This is a genomic window from Falsiroseomonas sp. (assembly GCF_041690465.1).
In the GTDB taxonomy this organism is placed as follows: domain Bacteria; phylum Pseudomonadota; class Alphaproteobacteria; order Acetobacterales; family Acetobacteraceae; genus Falsiroseomonas.
Window position 1 is genome coordinate 52660 of the sequence record NZ_JAWLHG010000005.1, and the last position, 19320, is coordinate 71979.

The 19320-nt window shown below is 73.6% G+C and carries 14 protein-coding genes; 2 read left to right on the forward strand and 12 right to left on the reverse strand.

What is annotated here, in order from left to right:
- The first annotated feature begins 8 nt into the window (after window positions 1-8).
- Together ACESM1_RS07780 and ACESM1_RS07785 are read left to right on the forward strand one after the other, a co-directional pair.
- Window positions 9-317, forward strand: coding sequence for a Na+/H+ antiporter subunit G (locus ACESM1_RS07780; protein ID WP_372619135.1), 309 nt, complete (start codon window positions 9-11; stop codon window positions 315-317).
- Between the two features lie 139 nt (window positions 318-456).
- Window positions 457-1449 carry a calcium-binding protein gene (locus ACESM1_RS07785; RefSeq protein ID WP_372619136.1) on the forward strand — a complete coding sequence of 331 codons (993 nt, stop codon included), beginning with the start codon at window positions 457-459 and terminating at the stop codon, window positions 1447-1449.
- 42 nt (window positions 1450-1491) lie between these two features.
- Here the strand turns inward: ACESM1_RS07785 and ACESM1_RS07790 are convergent, their stop codons facing one another.
- From ACESM1_RS07790 to ACESM1_RS07845, 12 genes are all read right to left on the reverse strand, one after another.
- Entirely contained in the window at window positions 1492-3747 is a 2256-nt protein-coding gene (locus ACESM1_RS07790; RefSeq protein ID WP_372619137.1) for a polysaccharide pyruvyl transferase family protein, read from the reverse strand.
- A 47-nt stretch (window positions 3748-3794) separates the two neighbouring features.
- Window positions 3795-4934: a polysaccharide pyruvyl transferase family protein gene (locus ACESM1_RS07795; protein ID WP_372619138.1), complete on the reverse strand. Its 1140-nt coding sequence runs from the start codon at window positions 4932-4934 to the stop codon at window positions 3795-3797.
- Complete coding sequence (locus ACESM1_RS07800) at window positions 4931-6703, reverse strand: glycosyltransferase family 2 protein (RefSeq protein ID WP_372619139.1); 1773 nt, start codon at window positions 6701-6703, stop codon at window positions 4931-4933. Before ACESM1_RS07800 ends, ACESM1_RS07795 begins: the two co-directional genes overlap by 4 nt.
- Before the next feature lie 4 nt (window positions 6704-6707).
- Window positions 6708-7805 carry a hypothetical protein gene (locus ACESM1_RS07805; protein ID WP_372619140.1) on the reverse strand — a complete coding sequence of 366 codons (1098 nt, stop codon included), beginning with the start codon at window positions 7803-7805 and terminating at the stop codon, window positions 6708-6710.
- Window positions 7802-9136, reverse strand: a complete 1335-nt coding sequence (locus ACESM1_RS07810; RefSeq protein WP_372619141.1) for a glycosyltransferase — start codon at window positions 9134-9136, stop codon at window positions 7802-7804. Before ACESM1_RS07810 ends, ACESM1_RS07805 begins: the two co-directional genes overlap by 4 nt.
- 5 nt (window positions 9137-9141) lie before the next feature.
- Window positions 9142-10221 carry a dTDP-glucose 4,6-dehydratase gene (gene rfbB, locus ACESM1_RS07815; protein ID WP_372619142.1) on the reverse strand — a complete coding sequence of 360 codons (1080 nt, stop codon included), beginning with the start codon at window positions 10219-10221 and terminating at the stop codon, window positions 9142-9144.
- A gap of 150 nt (window positions 10222-10371) precedes the next feature.
- Window positions 10372-11727: an HlyD family type I secretion periplasmic adaptor subunit gene (locus ACESM1_RS07820; RefSeq protein WP_372619143.1), complete on the reverse strand. Its 1356-nt coding sequence runs from the start codon at window positions 11725-11727 to the stop codon at window positions 10372-10374.
- Window positions 11724-13364 carry an ATP-binding cassette domain-containing protein gene (locus ACESM1_RS07825; protein ID WP_372619144.1) on the reverse strand — a complete coding sequence of 547 codons (1641 nt, stop codon included), beginning with the start codon at window positions 13362-13364 and terminating at the stop codon, window positions 11724-11726. Before ACESM1_RS07825 ends, ACESM1_RS07820 begins: the two co-directional genes overlap by 4 nt.
- Complete coding sequence (locus ACESM1_RS07830; RefSeq protein ID WP_372619145.1) at window positions 13361-15073, reverse strand: ATP-binding cassette domain-containing protein; 1713 nt, start codon at window positions 15071-15073, stop codon at window positions 13361-13363. Before ACESM1_RS07830 ends, ACESM1_RS07825 begins: the two co-directional genes overlap by 4 nt.
- Window positions 15073-15801, reverse strand: a complete 729-nt coding sequence (locus ACESM1_RS07835) for a hypothetical protein (protein WP_372619146.1) — start codon at window positions 15799-15801, stop codon at window positions 15073-15075. Before ACESM1_RS07835 ends, ACESM1_RS07830 begins: the two co-directional genes overlap by 1 nt.
- A 23-nt stretch (window positions 15802-15824) precedes the next feature.
- Entirely contained in the window at window positions 15825-17099 is a 1275-nt protein-coding gene (locus ACESM1_RS07840) for a glycosyltransferase (protein WP_372619147.1), read from the reverse strand.
- A gap of 5 nt (window positions 17100-17104) precedes the next feature.
- Window positions 17105-19315, reverse strand: a complete 2211-nt coding sequence (locus ACESM1_RS07845) for a glycosyltransferase family 2 protein (protein WP_372619148.1) — start codon at window positions 19313-19315, stop codon at window positions 17105-17107.
- Window positions 19316-19320: the final 5 nt, after the last annotated feature.

A 19320-nucleotide genomic window follows, 5' to 3' on the forward strand; every position in this document is an offset into this window, starting at 1 on the left:
CGCAAGCGATGATCCTCGACATCCTTGTCGGCCTGCTGCTGCTGCTCGGCGCGGGCTTCACGCTGCTCGGCTCGATCGGGCTCGCGCGGCTGCCGGATTTCTTCATGCGACTGCACGGGCCAACCAAGGCGACGACGCTCGGCGTGGGCGCGATCGTGCTGGCCTCGCTGGTGCACACCGGGCCGGAGGAAGGCACGGCCGGGCTGCGGGAACTGGCGGTCACGCTGTTCCTGTTCATCACCGCGCCGATCACCGCGCACCTGCTGGCCAAGGCGGCCCTGGCCGAGGTGCGCCGCCGGAAGGGGCGAGACCAATAACCTACAGGTTGAATTACAACCCGTGATTGTAAGATTTTGCTCCGTTTCTTGTTGATGGCGTGCTCATGCCGGACATTCCGCCCGCACCTCCGCCGCGGCGCTGCCGTGCGTGGAGCTTCACTGACGCAGGCGGAAGCGCATGAGCACGCACGAACTGGTGGGCACCGACGGAGCTGACACGATCAACGGCCTCGGCGGCGCCGAGCGGCTGATAGGAGGCGCGGGGGCGGACCTCCTTGGGGGTGGCGGTGGCCCTGACACGGTCGAAGGCAACACCGGGGCGGACAGCATCCTGGGCGGCGAGGATGGCGACGTCGCCTCGGGTGGCAGCGGCGATGACAGCGTCGCGGGGGAAGCGGGGCACGACGCGCTGTTCGGCTTCGTCGGCGACGATACGCTCGATGGCGGGCCGGACAATGACCGGCTGATGGGCGGCGCGGGCTCCGACCTGCTGATCGGTGGCGAAGGGCGCGACCGCGCGCTCTATCTCGATGCACCGGAAGCCGTTTTCGTGGACCTCGGTGCCGGTTTCACCAGCATGGGCAGCGACCTCGACACGCTGGTCGGGATCGAGAACGTCACCGGCTCGCTGCATGACGACCTGATCGCCGGCGATGACGCCCCGAACCGCATCCTCGGCAATTCCGGCTTCGACCTGCTGCTCGGCGGCGGGGGGAACGACACCGTTGACGGAAACCGCCAGGACGACGTGATCCGCGGCGGCGGCGGCGCCGACGTGATCTCAGGCGGCAGCGGCGATGACGCGGTGTACGGCGAGGCGGGCAACGACGCGCTGTTCGGCTTCTTCGGTGACGACCTGCTGGAAGGCGGCCTCGGCAATGACCGGCTGGTGGGCGGCGCCGGCGAGGACACGCTGGTCGGCGGCGCCGGCAACGACACCTTCATCGGCCGCGCCGGCGACGGCATCGCCACCGAGCCCGACATCATCGCCGATTTCGCGGCCGGCGACCGGGTGGACCTGACGTCCTGGGCCGCGGATGCGGTGAACCTGCAGGACACCGCGGACGGGCTGCTGGTCACGCTCGATCTCGGCGGCGTGCTGGCACCGGCGATGCTGCTCTACGGCCTCGCGGAGGCCGATCTCATCGGGCAGGACTGGATCAGCTTCTGATCCGCCGCCCGGGCGCCCCGCAAGGGGCGCCCGGGGCCGTATTCAGGCGAGCCTTGCGGGCGTGGTGAGGAAGCGCTCGGCGCGCTCGAACAGCAGCACCGTCGGCGCGACCTCCTCCACCAGGCGGCGCTCGACGCTGGCGGACCAGACGGTCGTCGCCGCGGCGAAGCGGGAGGCGAGGGCGGGGATCAGCCATTCGCCGAAGCTGTCATGCGCCATCAGCAGCCGCCCTGCCTCCCGTGGGGCGTCGCTCCGCCAGTCGCGGCGGCGGCCGGTGTTCACCACGCCGTTGTCGCCGACCAGCTTCGCGGCGAAGCTCCGGCGCAGCACCGGCTGCGGCTCCACGCAGACGCCACCGAGCTTGGAGAGCAGGTCGGCATTGCGATACTCCGTGCGGAACGCCTCGTCCGGCGGCGTGTCCGCGCCAAAGCCGCGCAGGGCTTCCAGTTCGGCGAGCGCCAGCATCGCGCCGTAGTCGCTCCAGTGGCTGTCGCCGCGCGGATAGGCGGGATGTGCGGCGGCGCGTGCCAGCGCCTGCAGCGGGTAGACCAGTCGCGTCGCGCGCAAGCCGAGGCGCTGCACGAGGGCCTCGATCTGCCGCACGGGACGCTGCTCCGAAACCGCGATGCCCTCGGGCAGACGGTTGGCGAAGACGCATTCCTTGTTCGGCGCGACCAGGTAGAAGGCCTCCGCGCCGCGCGCGACGGCCAGCGCGTCCAGCTCGATGAGGAAGCCCTCCCAGGCGTCGAGCTCGGCCGGGGTCAGGCGCCGGCGGCCCTGGATCTGGTCCAGCACGCCATTCGTGTCGTTCTGCAGGAACAGGAAGCCGTCGCGGCCCTGCAGCACCTTGCGCGCATCCTCCTCGGCGAAGCTCGTCACCACCGGCGAGTTGGTGAGCTGCGCGCCGGTTGCGGCCAGCACCGCCTCCACCCGCATCACCGGCCTGGCCAGCGCCTCCTTCGGCACGTCGAGGCTGAATGACCAGGCATGGGCGGCCACGTCGTCGCGCCGGCTGCCGATGTGCGCCAGACCCAGATCGCGGCCGTCCAGCAGGATGCGGACCTGCGGCGGGCTGTTCTCGCTGCAGGCGATCCAGCCGGCCACGCGGTTGCGGTTGTAGAGTTCCAGGAAGCCCCAGCCGCGCGGCGTGGACGCCGCCGGCGCCGGTGCGGCGGGGGCGGTCTCGGCCAGCGCGCGCAACTGTGCCGCCGGCCGCACGCCATGCGCCTCGAGCGCCGCGGCGAAGCGGCGGGCGAGCGTGGTGCGCTGCGCATCGTAGCGCACCGCGCAGCTCTCCACTGCCTCGTCCATCACCCGCAGCGCGGCCGTTGCATCCAGGCCCTTGGCCTGCACCAGCGGAATGCCCATGGTCTCGGCGAGTTCGGCGGTGCGCAGGTCGTAGCTGACCACCATCGCCGCGCGCCCGGCCTGCCAGGCGAGGTTCACGCCATGGATGCGCGAGCCGATCACGCCGTCCAGCCGGCGGTAGGATTCCATCCAGGCCTCGGCGTCGAAATAGGTGCGCAGCAGCGCGACGGCGCGCGCCTGCTCCTCCGGCGGCAGGGCGGAGAGGTAGCCGGCCTTCGCCTCCAGCCACTGCGTCACCGTTGCCGAGCGGTCGCCCCGCGCCAGGGCCACCGCATGCAGCGGGTCCTGCGCGACGATCTCGACCAGCGCGGCGCCGAGGGAAGCGTGCAGCGCACCCTCGAAGGCGGCGTTGTAGCCGTAGAAGGTGGGCGCGAAGCCGAGATGCGCGCGCGATCCGCCGCGCCAGCGCTCCACGATGCCGGCGCCGAGCCGCGGATCGGGGTTGATGAAGTTGGACGGGCAGCCCAGCACCTCGAAATTCGTCACGCCGTGGCGCTCCAGCACCGCGGCGGTGTGGCGGCCGCGCACGGCGATGCACGCGCAGCGCTCGGCGAAGAGGCGCAGCAGGCGCTCGGTGCCGGGCTGCAGCTTCACCTCCGCGATGTCCTTCATCGCCTGCGCACCGAGGCCGAGCACCATCAGCGGCAGCTCCGTCGCCGCCAGGCGATCCGCCAGGCCGCCGAGATCGAAGCCGGAATAGAGGAAGTTGGCCGCCGGCACGCAGACCAGCCGCGCGCGCTCCTTCACCACGGCCGGATCGAAGTCGAAGCCGAAGGGGATCTTCTCTTCCTCCAGCAGCGACCAGACGGCGTGCTGGAAGGCGAGGTTGCCGGTGTTGTGGCCGACCTCGGCGAAGGCGCCGGCCGTGTCGCGGCGGAACGAGGCGGGGACGCGGCCGGGCGTGCCGATCACGGCGATGGGCCTGGTCATGGTTCGTTTCCTCACAGGGGCGTCACGGGCGCGCGGCGCCCGCGCGGTCAGGCGTCCAGGAAGGTGCGCAGGTGGCGCGAGGGGAGCAGGCCGGCCTGCGTGATCACCTCCATGTTCATCCGCGCGAGCTCCATCCGTCGTGCATCGAAGGCCTCGGCGTCGAAGCCGGACGCGGCGAAGAGGTCGCGCACGGAGTAGCGGTTGTCGGTGAAGGCACGGACGGAGAGGTTCGGCAGCCGCATCTCCTGCGTCAGCTCCTGCGTGCGGGTATCGTGCCAGATGCAGACGCCGGGGATCTCGGCCGCGGTGCACATCAGCGTGCCGTGGATGCGGGTGTTCACGCCGGCCGAGAAGCGGCGCAGCCCGTGCACCCAGCCGTCGATGGAATCGGGCACCAGCAGCGTGGTGCGCAGGAAGGCGACCAGCTTCTCCACGCGCCCGCCGAAGCCGAGGAAGTGCGCGCACTTCCGCAGGCCTTCCGCTTCGGCTTCGTTCAGCGTCTCGCCATAGACGGCCTTGATCAGCTCGACCGGCCGCTGCACCACATAGGCCGAGCCGGGGTTGAGCTGCGCGAGGCGCACCAGTTCCCGCTCGACGCCCTGCACCACGCTCTTGATGCAGGCGGCGTGGATGGCGAAGGGGCCGTCTTCGGTCAGCGCCTCCATCTTCCGCTTCAGCCGCTGGCCGAGGTCGCGCGACGGGTTGATCAGGATGGAAGGGCAGCCGAGCACGGTGGTGTTCTCGACGCCGAGCGTGCCGCAGAGCTTCTGCGTGAAGGCACCGCGGATGCCGAGCGAGGGCGTGCGCTTCGCCACCTCGCGCAGGAACTCCAGCGTGCCGGGGCGCAGTTCGGGCGGTGCGTCGGCGCTCTCCGCCTGCGCGCCGAGGCCGAGGACCAGGCAGGGGCGGTCCAGCTCGCGCACGAACGCGGCAAGCTGCGTCAGGTCGGCGCCCTTGTTGAGGAAATTCGCCGCGGGGATGACGAAGGCGCGCACGTCGTCGGGCACGTCCTTCGCGCGCGTGCTGCGGCCGACGAGATGGCAATCCGCGTCGATCAGCATCCGCGCGGCGTACCAGAAGGCGAGATTGCCGACATTGTGGCCGGTGTGGTGCATGATCCCGTCGCCACCCTTGCTCCAGGCGCGGTCCACACGGCCGAAATTCTCGGCGAGATAGGCGACCTTCATCGGCATTCCTCCGTGGCGAACCAGCGCCGCGTATGCGTCCAGGCGTTGAGCAGGGTGACGTTGAAGCGCCACATCCGGTCCGGGGTGACCTGCGATTGCCGCTCGAGGTGATGCAGCCGTGCGCGATGGTCCACGGCCAGCCGCAGGCCCTTCGCCCGGATGCGCAGGCAGAGGTCGCTGTCCTCGAAATCGCCGATGGCGAAGCCCTCGTCGAAACCGCCGAGTTCGCGCGCGAGCGCAGTACGCAGCACCATGCAGGCGCCGGTGACCGCCTCCACCTCCTGCAGCGGCTCGGCGGGCGGGCGCGGCAGGCGGCCCTTGCCGGGATGCATCGGGAAAGGCCAGGCAGCGAGCTGCGGCAGGCGTTCGAAGGTGAGGCCCTGATGCTGTACCGTGCCGTCCTCGAACAGCAGCAGCGCGCCGGCCATGCCGAGCGTGTCGTCGGCCTGCAGGTCGGCGACCATGCGGTCGAGCCAGCCCGGCGCTTCCGGCATCACGTCGGAATTGAGGTAGCAGGTGAAGGTGCCGCGTGCGGCGGCCAGGCCGACATTGTTGGCCGGCGCATAGCCGAGATTTTCCTCGAGCAGCAGCACGCGGAAGGGCAGGCCGAAGCGTCGGTGGGCGGAATGCGCGAGGTCCAGCAGCTCCCGCCGGCGCGGCGGATCGTCCAGCACGTAGATCAGCTCGTGCCGTGCGAAGCCGGGATCCTCGCTGAACAGCGCAAGCTGGTACAGGAGAAAATCCATCCGGCCGTAGAGCGGCACGATGACGGAGCAGACAGGGTCTTCCGGCGGCGTGCCGAAGGCGATCTCGCTGACCGGGCGCGGGCGCGCGAGCCGCGCGGCGTTGATCGGCGCAAGCGCCGGGCCGAGCACGCGGTCGAAGGCGCCGCCGATCTCGTCGGGCGCCAGTTCCACCGCGCCGAGGATCCGGCGGATCGCGGCAGTGCCGGTGCGCGCGGGCAGCGGGATCCGCTTGTAGCCGACCTCGCCGTTGCGCAGTTCGACCTCGGCATAGAGCGGACCGATCTCGCCGACGCAGCCGGGCGCAAAGGCGAGGAAGCCGCAGCGGTCATCGGCGAGGCCAAGCTTGCCGCCCACCGCCTCGAACACGTCCGGCCGGCGCGTCCGCAGCCAGCGTTCGGCAATCGGCGCCGAGGTCGCGCCGCCGCGGCGGATGCGGATGGCGAGGACGGCACCGGCCGGATCCGCGCACCAGCCGAGCAGCACAAGGCCGTCGGGCGGCGAAAGGATGGTCTCGTCCACCTCGAACTGCACTGGTGCCGAAAGCTCGCCGAGCGTGTCGGCGCCGGTGAAGGGCCTGCGCGAGAGCAGCCCCGCCAGCCGGGCGCGATCCGCGCCGACCGAGCGGACGAGCACCGGGCGCACGCGGCCGAGCAGGTCGCCCTCGCGCAGATGCACCAGCGGGCGCACGGCGTGCAGGCGCAGCGGCGCCTGGCCGGGCTCGATCGTCACCTCCAGGCCTAGGAGCTCGCCGAGCGGGCGCTCGACGGCGCGGACGAACACCATCACGCCCATGCCCTGGCGGCCGAGATCTGGCCGGTCGTGCCAGGCCGATAGCGTCTCGGCGATCACCCTGCCGCGTTCGAAAAGCGCGACGACGGCGCCGGCGCGCAGCGCTTCGGGCCAGCGTTCGCGCGACCAGCCGCAGAACAGCCAGCCGCCGGCGGCCGAGGCATGGCCGTAGAAGTCCACATAGCCGTCGGCCGCGAGCGCGGCGGGCGCGGCGGCGACACGCGCGGAACACATCGGCTCAGGCCGCCAGCATCGCGCCGGTCGGGTGGCGCAGCGAGAAGGTGCCGGCGGTGCCGGCGAGGAAGCGCGCCGGCGTGACGCGACGCGGCAGCACCCAGGCGCGGAGTGCGGTCGCCTCGCCCTCCACCCGGATGCGGTGAAGCGTGCCGGGGCCGACGATCGCGATGTCGGTGGGGGAAAGCTCCACCTGCTCGATCGAGAGGCCCTGCGCGAGCGCCAGATCGAGCGCGGTGTCGGCTGAGGCGGCGATCCAGCGGCTGCGGCCGTCGGCGGTGAATTCCGGCAGCGCGTGGCTGTCGCGCACGATGTCGAGCGTGATCTCGCCGCCGGTCGCGGCGACCAGCAGCAGGCATTCGGCGGGGGAGGGCAGCGCCTCCGCCGTGCTGGGCTGCTGGAAGCCGTGCTCGATGCCGCGCGCCGGCACGACGCGGGTGCAGACCGGCTGGTCATCCAGCGCGGCGCGCAGCGGGCGCAGCGTCGCCTCGCGGAACAGCAGGTCGGCAAGGGCGGCGAGCGCGGTGCGGCCCTCGCCTTCCGCCAGGATCGGCTGCGCCGGCGTGCTGGCGGCGAGATGCGCGCGCGCCGCCTCGCCGGCCGGCGGCAGGGCGTTGCGCAGCACGGCGTAGCCGCCTTCGATCAGGGTGCCGAGCGTGCCGGCGAGGTCGGCCGGTGCGGTCCCGGCGGCGATGCGGCCGCCGAGCAGGCGACGGGCATCGGTGCGGTCGGTCCAGAGGCCGCCGAAGACGCTGCGGTGCCGGCCGGCCGCGGGGTGGCGCGCATACAGGCTGCGGAAGAAGTCGGCGAAGCCGGCGGCGGCGTAGCGCGGCAGTTCCACGTCGCCGCCGCGCGGCTTGACTGTTACGAAGGGCAGCAGCGCGGGATCGAGCTTCTCGTAGAAGGGCAGCTCGAAGCCGCAATGGCCATCGCCGAGGCCGGCCTCGGCCAGGTCGTGGCGGAAGCGGTCGGCGGTCGCCTCGCCGATGATGCGGCCGCCGCACAGCGCCTGCAGGACTAGCTGCTCGCCGGCACGCCCGTCGAAGGCCCAGCCGACGGCGCCTCCAGGGGTGAGGCTATCCACGGATCCACGGATGCTCACGCTGCGATCTCCTGTGCGGTCGGGGGGGCTTCGGGGCGGCGCGCGGCCAGCAGGCGGCGGTAGAGGCGCAGCATCGCGGCGGCGCTGTCCTGCACGCTGGGGGGCGTGGCGAGGGTGGCCTGCAACCCGGCGAGACGCTCCGGCTTCGCCGCCAGGCTGCGCAGCAGCGACGCGAGCGCGAAGGCGCTGCCGGATTGGAAGTGGAAGCCGTCCAGCCCGTCGCGCACCTTCTCGGCCATGCCGCCGATGTCGGAGGTGATGACGGGGCGCCGGTTCAGCAGCGCCTCCTGGATCACCAGCGGCGAGTTCTCCCACCAGATCGAGGGGACCAGGACCGCGTTCACGGAGCGCATGAGCTGGTGCACGCGGCGGTTCTCGTAGGGGCCGCAGAAGCGGACATTCGCGGGCAGCTTCTGCAGCCGCGCCTCGAAGGCTTCGCGGAAGGCGGGGGGCTGGCCGGTGTGGTCGCCGTGGATGTCGATGCGCAGGCCCTCGACACCCTGCTTCTCCAGCAGTGCGGCCGCGTCCAGCAGGACGTCGATCCCCTTGAGGCGCGAGATCTGGCCGAAGAAGCCGAGCACCAGCCCATCCTCCGGGTCGGCGCGCGGCGGGTCGGCGGGCGGTAGGCCGTGCTCCGGCATGCCGTTCTCGACGACGGAGATACGGCGCGCGTTGAGGCCCCAGGCGACGTAGCGCTCGGCGAGGAAGCGGCTGGGGGAGACGAAATGGTCGGCCAGGCGCAGGAAGCGCTTGAGATAGGTCTCGCGCAGGAAGAAGTCCTGCTCGCTGCGTTCCGGGAAGCAGCGTGCGCAGTCGCGCGGCGAGGCGCGCTCGCAAAGGCCGAGGCCCGGACGCTTCACCATCTGGCCGAAATGGTTGCAGATGGCGAGGTATTCGTGGAGCGTCACGATGATTGCCGCCTCAGGCAGCGTGCGGCGGATGTGCAGCAGCGCCTCGACGCCGAAATTCGTGTAGTGGTGGAGGTGCACCACATCCGGCGCGATCTCGCGCAGCAGGGCGGTGAACTCGGGCGGGAATTCCGGATCGGGGTTGGCGTGGATCCAGTGGTCGAAGCCGGCGCCGGAATAGACCCACTCGCCCTCGCCGAAGGGCTGGATGAAGCGCGCGCCGAGGCGGTCCTGCAGCTTCCCGCCGGCGGCGGCGAGAAACACCGAGGCGACGCCGGGCTTGGCGCCGAACGCCTTGTGCATCTGATACGCCGCGATCTCCGCGCCACCGCGCGACACCGCCGGGTGCATGTGCGACATCACCAGCGCGCGCAGCTTGCGGGCCGACGCGGCGGCGCGGCGAGAGGTGCGGGACCTGGCCATCGCCTTCACCCCGCGACCGCTGCGCGACGCAGCAGGCCCGCAAGGCCGAGCCGTTCGCCGCCGTAGCGCCGCTCGCGGAGCGGGCGCCACCACCAGTCGTTGTCGAGATACCAGCGGAGCGTGCGGTTGAGCCCGGTCTCGAAGGTCTCGCGCGCGTGCCAGCCGAGGTCCTGCTCGATGCGCGTGGGGTCGATGGCGTAGCGCCGGTCGTGGCCGGGGCGGTCCGGGACGAAGCTGATCAGCCGCCGACGCGGGCCCTCGGGGTCCGGGCGCAGCCGGTCGAGCGTGTCGCAGATCGCCTGCACCACCTGGAGGTTGGTGCGCTCGGCGCGGCCGCCGATGTTGTAGGTGGCGCCCGGGCGGCCACCGCGCAGCACGGCGACCAGCGCGCGCACATGGTCCTCCACATGCAGCCAGTCGCGCACATTGCCGCCATCGCCGTAGACCGGCAGCTGCTTGCCCTCAAGCGCGTTCAGCGCGACCAGCGGGATCAGCTTTTCGGGGAAGTGGAACGGCCCGTAATTGTTCGAGCAGTTCGTCACCAGCGTCGGCAGGCCATAGGTCTCGTGCCAGGCGCGCGCCAGATGGTCGGATGCGGCCTTGGAGGCGGAGTAGGGGCTGCGCGGATCGTAGGGAGTCGCTTCGGTGAAGGCGCCGGTCTCGCCGAGCGAGCCGTACACCTCGTCGGTGGAGACGTGCAGGAAGCGGAAGGCGGCGCGCGCCTCGGGCTCCAGATCCTGCCAGTAGGCACGCGCGGCTTCGAGCAGCGCGAAGGTGCCGACGATGTTGGTGTGGATGAAGGGCGTCGCGCCGGCGATCGAGCGGTCCACATGGCTCTCGGCCGCGAGGTGCATCACCGCGTCGGGCTGGAAGGCGTTGATCGCAGCCTCCATGCGCGCGCCATCCACGATGTCGGCTTCCAGGAAGACGAAGCCCGGCCGGCCTTCGCAGTCGCGCAGGCTGCGGCGGTCGCCGGCATAGGTGAGCTTGTCCACCACCAGCACCTCGGCGCCGAGATCGAGCACCAGATGGCGCGTCAGCGCGGAGCCGATGAAACCAGCGCCGCCGGTGACGAGAATGCGCATCCCGGCCGTCACCGCGCGACCGCCGTCATGAAAGGTTGAATAAACATTCTGATGGTTTTGCACGTCATGGTTGTGCGACGCACAATGGCCTCGCTCACGGCGGCGTGACAGTCGGAATTTGTCGGGGATTCGCTCCTTATGTCGCGCGCATCAGTCGCGCAGCGAGCGGCGCAGGCTGTCCTCCACCGGGCGCACGAGATAGTCGAGCGCGGAGCGCCGCTCGCCGAGGATGAAGGTCTCTGCCGGCATGCCGGCGGCGAGCTGCAGGCCGGGCGCGGCGGCGAGCGCGTCGGCGTCCATCTCCGCCCGCACCACGAAGAAGCTGAGGCCGCGGGCATCCTGCTGGCGGTCGGCGGAGACATAGGTCACGCGCCCGGGGATCAGCGGCGTCTCGCGCTGGCGGAAGGCGGTCAGGCGGATGTTCACGCGGCTGCCGAGCTGCACCTGCTCGATATCGGTCAGGGCCACCTGCGTCTCCACCACCAGCCGGTCGTCGAGCGGCACCAGGTCCAGCACCGGCTGGCCGGCGCCGATGCTGCTGCCGGGCGTGACGAAGCGGATGTCGGTCACCACGCCATCCTCCGGCGCCAACACCTCGCGCCGCGCCAGCAGGTCATCCGCCGCGCGCAGGCGTTCCGTGGAATCGGCGAGCTGCGCTTGCGCTTCCTGCAGATCCCGCGCGATCTCGGAGCGGCGGTTGAGCATCAGCGTGCCGCGTTCCAGCTCGGACTGCGCGATGGCTTGGCGCGTCTGCGCCTCCTGCGCGGTGAACTGGCCGAGGCTGCCGAGCAGCTCGGCCTCCTGGCGTTGCAGTTCCAGCTGCCGTGTGCGCGTGGCGAAGCCGCGAGCGAGCAACTGGTTCACGCCGGCCAGCTCCTCGCGCGTCGCGCGCAGGCGGGTGGCGAAGGCGGCCTTCTGTGCCTGCGCGGCCGCGAGCTGCTCCTGGAACTGCGCAAGCTTCGCCTCCTGCACCGCCATCGTGCCGTCAAGCGCCAGCCAGCGCGCGGCGAAGAGGCGCTGCTCGTCGCCGACCATCGCCGCGATCACCGGGTCGGCCTCGGCAGCGGCCAGAACCTCCGCGGGCATGGCGAGCTCCCGCGCATCACGCTGCTCGGCGCGCAGCCTTGCGAGCCGGGCGGCGGCGGCCCAGCGCTGCACCCGTGCCTGGTTGGCCAGCGCATCGGCCTGCGTCACGTCGAGCCGCAGCAGCGGCTGGCCGGCGGCGACGCGCTCGCCCTCCCGCACCAGCAATTCGCGCAGCAGGCCCGGTTCGAGAAGCTGGATGGTCTTGCGCCGGCCCTCGGCGACGAGCGCACCATTGGCGACCACCGCGCGCTCGATCGGCGTGGCGGCGGCCCAGCCGATCAGGCCGCCGACGCCGAGCACCAGCGTCACCACCGAGGCCAGCGCGATGCCGCGCAGCGAAGGCGCGGGCATCGCCTTCTCCAGGGCCGCCTCCGGCACCGCGTCGTCATCCGGCGTGGTGGTCACCAGGGCCGTGCTCATGCGGCCGTCTCCATGCTGCGTGCGTTGATCTCCCAGGCGCCGTCGGCGCCGAGGCGAAGCTGGCGGTCGGCCAGTTCGGCCCATCCGGCGGGCTGGTGCGAGACCAGCACCACCGCCGCGCCGCGCGCCTTGGCCGTCGCCACCGCGCGCTGCAGCCGCGCAAGGCCGATCGCGTCGAGACCGGCCTCGGGCTCGTCCAGCACCAGCAGGGCGGGGGCGCCGAACATCGCGCGCGCCGTTGCCACCGCCTGCCGCTGGCCGCCGGAAAGGCCCGCATTCGGGCCGGCGGCGGAGCCGTAGCCTTCCGGCAGGCGGCCGATCGCCTCATGCGCGCCGGCCTCGCGCGCCGCGGCGATGGCTGCGGCGGCGGGTGCCTCGCCAAGCCGCGCGATGTTCTCCAGCACGCTGCCTTCCAGCAGCATCGAGCCTTGCGGCAGGTAGCCGATGCGTGGGCCGACCACGCGGCGTGGCGTGCGCGTGGTGTCCTGGCCATCCAGCAGCACCTGCCCGGCGGAGGGCGGCGCGATGCCCATCAGCGCGCGCAGCAGGCTGGTCTTGCCGGCGCCGTTCGCGCCCGCCACCACCAGCAACTCGCCGGGCGGCAGATGCAGGTCGAGGTTCCGCAGCAGCACCTGGCCGGTTGCCGGTACCTCGATGCCCAGGCCTGTCACGCGAAGTCCGCGGGGCGCGCCGGGCTGTGGCGCCGCGGTCGCGGGCGCGCGGCCCCCGGCAATGGTCTCGCGCAGCCGGCCCAGCGCCGCGGCGCCGAACGCCCAGTCGCGCCAGGCGCCGACCAGCCTTGCACCCGGCGCCGCCGCCATGCCGGCGAGCAGCGAAGCGGCAAGGATGCTGCCCGCGGAGGCCGCATTGCGCGTCACCAGCCAGGCGCCGACGCCGGCCATCGCCAGCAGCAGCATCTGCTGCGTGAAATCGGCGAGGCCCGAAAGGGCGCGCGCGCGGCGCTGCGCCGCATCCTGCGCCTCCAGCATCTCCAGGTAGCGTGGCTGCCAGCGGCGCAGCACGGCGGGCAGCATGCCGAGACAGTCCAGCAGCTCCGATTGCCGCAGTCGGCCGGCGAGGTCGGCGGTCACGCGCGCCTGCAACGCGCCGGCCCGGCGCACCGTGCCGCGCGTGGTGCGGTCCGCCAGCGCACCCAGCAGGCCGAGCAGCAGGCAGAAGAGCAGCGCCGTCCAGCCATAGAGCGGGTGCAGCAGGAACAGCACGAAGAGCGCCGCCGGCAGCGCCACCAGATCGAGCGCGTCGGAGAGCGTGCTGCCGCCGAGCATGCGCCGCACCTCCGCCGCGTCCGAGAGCGCGAGCAGCCCGGCCGTGCGGTCGCCAGCCAGCGCCCGCCGCAGCGCGGCGCCGATGGTCTGGAACTGCAGCCGCCGCGCCAGCCGCTCCGCCATCGCCGAGAGCAGCGCCGCGCGAAGCCCGCGCAGCAGCCCGCCGAGCAGGATCGCCAGCAGCCAGGCGCCGGCCAGCACGACCAGCGTGTCCACGCTGCGCGAGGAGAGCACGCCGTCATAGACATGCATGGTCAGCAGCGGCGCCGCCAGCATCGCGCCCTGCACGGCGACGGACAGCGCGAGCGCCAGCGCGCCGAGCCCGAGGACACGGAGCTGCGCGGTGCTCATGCCGCGCGCCTCGTCGCCACGGCCTGCGCGGGCGCGGCGCGGCGCGGCGCGGCGAGCAGCGCCTGCGGCCTCCCGGCCTGCACCAGCGCACCGTTGCGCAGCACCAGCACGCGGTCGGCGGCGCGCAGCAGCATGGGACGGTGGGAGGTGAACAGCACCGTCGCGCCGCGCGCCTTCAGCGCGCCGAGCAGCGCCAGCACCGTGGCCTCGCCCTCGCTGTCCAGCCAGGCGGAGGGCTCGTCGAGCAGCAGCAGACGCGGCTCCCCATACACCGCGCGGGCCAGCGCCAGCCGCTGCCGCTGGCCGAGCGAGAGCGGCGTGTCGGGGCCGATGCGCGTGGCATAGCCATAGGGCAGGCGGGCGATCAGCCGCTCGGCACCGGCCAGCCGCGCGGCGCGGATCACCGCCGGCAGGTCAGGCGTGCCGAGCCGGGCGATCGCCTCTGCGACACTGCCCTCGGTCAGCACCGGCTCCTGCGGCAGCATGCCGAGATGGCGGGCGATGTCCTCGCGATCCCACTGCCAGGTGGCGTGGCCGTCGAGGAAGGCGGCACCGGCGGCGGGGCGCGATGCGCCGGCGATGATGCGCAGCAGCGTGGACTTGCCGGAGCCGACCGCGCCGGCGATGGCGACGATGTCGCCGGGGGCGGCCACCAGCGAGACCTCGCGCAGCAGCGGCCGCGGCTCCTTCGGGACCAGCACCGTCATGCGCTCCAGCACCAGCCGGCCTTCGGGGCAGGGGAAGGCGCGGCCGGCGGCGGCCGGCGGCGCGGCGGCGAGCAGCGCGGCAAGCCGTGCCCAGGCGGCACGCGCGGCGGCGAGGTCGTTGAGCGATCCGGCAAGGCGCGCGAAGGGTCCGGCGATGCGCGGCATGATCAGCATCGCCAGCAGCAGCCCGATGCCGAGCTCGGCACCCGCCAGCATCAGCGCGGCGCCGAGCAGCAGCGCGCCGCCGCCGGAGACGGTCTGCACCATCAGCGCCAGCGTCGCAGCGCCGCGGGCGGCAGATTGCGCCTGGCGCAGCCGCGACGCGCTGCGCGCCATGCGGTCCAGCCAGCGGCGTTGCAGCGCGGGCAGCATGCCCATGGCGGCGACCGGCTCGGCGCAGCGCATCGCGTCCGCGACCATGGCGGTGGTCTCGGCGGCGGTGCGGTTGGATTCGGCCAGCGCGCCGGCGGTGCGGCGCTCGCCGAAATGCCCGATCAGCGCCGCGACCGCGCCGCAGGCAAGCCCGAAGGCGGCGAGGCGCGCATCCATCACCAGCAGCAGCAGCAACAGCAGCGGCACCATCAGCGCATCGAGCGCGCTGGCGGCGAGCGGTCCGCCCAGCGCGCGGCGCAACTCGCCCACGTCGCTCAGCGCCTGGCCGGCCAGCGCGGCCGGGCTGGTGCCGGGCGCGCGCACCGCGGCGGCGCTGCGCAGCGCGGGCGGTGCGAGCGCGCGCGCCAGCCGGTTGCCCACCGCCAGCAGCAGCACCTCCCGCCCATGGTCGAGCGCGGCGAGCATCGCGGCGCCGATCAGGTAGCCACAGGCGATGCCGGCCAGCGTGCCCATGCTGCCGGTCGGCAGCACCAGGCTGAACACCTGCAGCTTCAGCAGCAGCAACAGGTAGCCGCCGACCGTCACCACCGCGCCCAGCGGCAGGGCCAGGCGCAGCGCCGCCGCAAGCTCGCTGCGGGCGAGATCGAGCGGGCGCGGCGATGGCTGCATCAGCCCGGCCAGCCCTGGCGCAGCAGCAGCACGGCGGCGGCAAAGCCGGCACCGCCGGCCAGCGCCAGCACCGCGCCGAGCACGATCTGCCAGGCATCCACGCGCCGGCGCGGCTTCTCCTGCATCGCCACCTCGGCCAGCACGGCAAGCCGCTGGTCGAGCCGCGCCAGCCAGATGTCGAGGGTGCCGAGCCGTTCCTCCAGCCGCGCCTGCGTGGTGGCCACCTGCATCGCCGCAGTGGCCGCACCTGTGTCGCCGCGGGAGGCGCGGGCGAGGCCGGCGATGGCGGCGCGCATCTCCTCGCGCAGCGCGCGCTGATTGGCGACGAGCTGCTCCACGTCGCGGCGCGCCTCGGCGGCGGCGATGGCGGGGGTACGGCGGACACGGAAGGGCAGCTTCGCCTCGCTGCCATCGGCGGCGACCGCGACGATGGCGAGCTCCGCACGGCGCGCGACGCATTCGGGCGTCAGCTTGATCTCGAAGGCGTGGTTGCCGTCGCCGATGCCGGCGGCGGGCAGGTCCGGCCGGGCGAAATCGGCGCGCGCCGTCAGCGCCACGCGACTCCCGAGCCGCGCCTCGATGCGCAGCCGCTCGTCCGGGTGGTCGGGATGCCAGGCCCAGCCATAGATCTTCTCGGCGCCGACATTGTCCACCGCGCCGCGGATGCCGCCGGCCGGGGTGACGGGATCGGGGCGCGCGGCGGCGTCAAGGGCGGTATCGGGGGGCAAGGCTGCCTCTCCTTTGCTCGGGCTCAGGCCGCTGCCGGCCTGCGGCGCGGCGCGCGCGCGGCGAGCAGGGCACGGTAAAGCGCGATGTGCTGGTCGCCGACGGCGGCGAGATCACGCTGGGTCGGGATTCGATCGGCCAGGCGCTGCCAGAGCCCCTCATTCGAGACCGCGGTCTCGAGCGTGGCGGCCCAGCCGTCCGGATCGCCTTGCGGGGTGTGCAGGCCCGTCACGCCGGGGGCGATCAGCTCCGCCATGCCGCCGATGCCTGTGCAGACCACCGGGCGCCGATGATGCAGGGCCTCGAGGATCACCAGCGGCGCGTTTTCCCACCAGAGCGAGGGCACCAGCACCCAGTCCGCCCCGGCGATCAGCCCGGGCAGGTCGCGCGGCGCATAGGCGCCGTGGTGACGCGCATCGGGCGCGGCGGCGAGCGCGGCTTCGAACTCGGCGAGGAAGGAAGATGCGTGGCGGGCCACCGGCCCGTGCAGGTCGAGCCGATGTGCGATGCCGCGCGCGGAGAGCCGCGCCGAGGCCCGCAGCGCGACCAGCGCGCCCTTGAAACGGGTGAGCTGGCCGAACATCGCGAAGCGGTCGCGGCGCCCATCCGGCGCGGCGCGATGCGGCGCGGGCGGGCCGGCGGCGATGCCGTTGCGGATCACCGCGATCCGCGCGGGGGGGTAGCCGGCGGCGAGGAAGCGCTCGCGCAGGAACTCGCTCGGCGCCACCAGCATGTCGGCGGCGCGGAGTGCGCCGGCCAGATGGCTGCGACGCAGCGCGAGGTCGCCTGCGCCGCGCTCCGGCAGGCAGCGCCGGCAGGCGTCGGCGGAGGGGCCGTGGCACGGGCGGCCTTCGGAGGTCAGCAGCTGGCCCTCGCGCGGGCAGAGCGCGAAGTAGTCGTGCAGCGTCACCACCAGCGCGGCGCGCGGAGCCAGGCGGCGCAGCAGATCCAGCGTCTCCACGCCCCAATGCAGCAGGTGGTGCAGATGGATGATGTCCGGGCGCAGCCGCGCAATGATCGGGCCGAGCGTGGCGACGAGGCCGAGCGCATCGGGCTGCGCCAGGTGGAAGCGGTCGAAGCCGCCGAGCGAGACGAGCAGCTCGTCATCCGGCGCGCCACCGCCGACCGCTTGCAGCCGCGTGCCGGGCAGCGGTGCGCGCTGCGCGGGATCCACCGCGGCGAGCAGCAGGCCCTCGACTCCATGGCGCTCGCGCAGCGTGCGGAACAGGCCCTGCGTCAGCAATTCGGTGCCGCCGGGTTGCAGCGCCGGATGGCCGGGGGAGAGGAACAGCGCGCGCATGCGCCTCAGCCCCGCGGCTGCGGATGGCGGTGCATCAGCGCGGCGATCGCCTCGCCCCAGCGCGCCGCGTGCAGGCGGCGGTTGTACGCCGCAGCGAGGGTGCCGGCATGGCCGGGATGCGCGGCGATGGACTGCCGTTCGTGATGCACCAGCTCGGCGGCGGGCTCGTAGCCGATGGCGTGGCCGGCCGCGTGCAGCTTGAGGCAGAGGTCGCTGTCCTCGAAATCGCCGAGCACGTAGTCGGTGCAGAACCCGCCTGCTGCCTCGAAGGCAGGGCGGCGCACGGCGAGCGCGGCGCCGGTGACGGCGGGCACGCGTCGCGCGCGGCAGGCCGGCGCATGGTCCCGCGGCCATCCCTTATGATGGTGGTTGATGCCCCAGCCGCCTTCGGCCGCCGGCGCGTAGAACATGCCGGCATGCTGGATCGCGCCGTCGGGGTAGAGCAGCTTCGGCCCGACCGCGGCGAGCCGCGCATCGCGCGCCAGGCGCCGGCGCAGCGCGGCCAGCCAGCCGGGCGCCTCCGGCACCACGTCGGAATTGAGGAAGACGAGCAGCGGCGCGGACGACTCCGCCGCGCCGCTGTTGCAGGCGCTGGCGTAGCCGTGGTTGCGGTCGTGCACCAGCAGCGTCAGCGCCAGCCCGTGCAGCAGCGCAAGGCCGCCGAGCAGCGCCGCCGCCTCGCTGCGCTGCTCCGGGCTGTCCAGCACATAGACGAGTTCGGGCGCGGCGGCGCCGCGGAAGGCCGGGTCGCGGGCGAAACCGGCGAGTTGCGCGCGCAGGAAGCTGAGCTGGCGCCAGAGCGGCACCACGATGCGCGCGGCGGGCCGGCGCGGCGCGGCAGCGCCCAGCACGATCCGCTCCGCTGGCCCGCCGGGCGCCATGGCGGCGCGCTGCAGCCGAGCCACCGCTGGCGCGATGCAGCCATCGAGCAGCGCCTCGCCGGCATTGGCCGGCTCGGCCGCGGCGAGCACCAGGTCACGCGCGGTGGCCGGCGGCAGCAGGCCGGGCGGCGCCACCAGCCGCAGCACCTGGCCGGAGGCCAGATGCAGTTCCAGCGCGAGTTGCGCGGTGCCGGGCGGCAGGCCGGCGGCCGGCAGATGAACGAGGAAGCCGGGCCGCGGACCGCCCTCGCCCTGTGGCGCGCGACGCAGCCGCTCGGCCAAGTCCGGGCGCGGCTGGCGGTGCAGGGCCGCGGAGTCGATCGCCACCGCGCCGCCCGGCCCACGCAGCGCCATCCCGCGCACCAGGCCGAGCGGGTCGCGCAGCCAGCCGCGCAGGAACACGCCGCCCTCGCCATCCGGCAGCGCGAGTTCCAGCGCCCCGCCGACCGGCAGCGCCGCATCGTCGAGCATCGTGGCGCGGGCGGGGGCGAGCAGTTGCAGGTCGCGCAGCAGGGTCGCCGCAGGTTCCGCGGCGCGGGCGCGCGGCGCGAGCAGGTCGAACAATGCCTGGCGCACCACGCCGCCGCGCCGGGCCAGCGCGAGCAGGCCGGGCAGCGCCGGGCTTGGCCGGACGAGCGGAATTGGCGGGCCCTCGGGCGGCACCAGCAGCGCCCCGTGGCCGGGCAGCCCGTCCAGCAGGATCAGCCGCGCGCCCGGTTCCGGCGCCGGCACGTGGCGCAGCGGCGCAGCCGGCGCGAGCAGATGCCAGCCGCCCGGCTGCGCCCCGGCAGGCTGCGGCAGGCGCCACACCGAGACGAGATCGCCGCCGCCGCCGGCCAGCGGGCGGGCCGGCGGCAACCCGGCCGCGACGCCGCCCGCGAGCGTATGGCAGAGCGCGCCGAAAGCGGGGTCGCTGCGGCCACGGAAGGCGGCCGCGGCGGCAAGCAGGCGGCGCAGAAGCAGGAGTTGCTCGGCCGCCGGCCGGTCGCGCAGCAGCGCATCCGGCGGCGCCGGCTCGGTGAGTTCGATGCGGCAGAGCATGCCGCCATCGCGTCGCAGCTCCACCGCCACACCCACCATGCAGGCGGCGCCGGCGCGAGCCAGCACCAGCGTGGCACCCGGCAGGGCAAGGCTCGCGACCGGCGGCGCCACGGGGATGCCGCCGAGGCACAGCGCCATCGGCCCCGCCGGGAGCGTGCCCGGCGGGGCCGGTGGTGCGGCCAGCTCGATCAACAGGAAGCCCGAAGGCTGCCAGGCGCAGCGGAGGGGAGGCGGGGCGGCGTGCACGCCGACCGTGGGATGCCCGGCATCCTGCCGGGCGGCGTGCTGGACCATCCCGC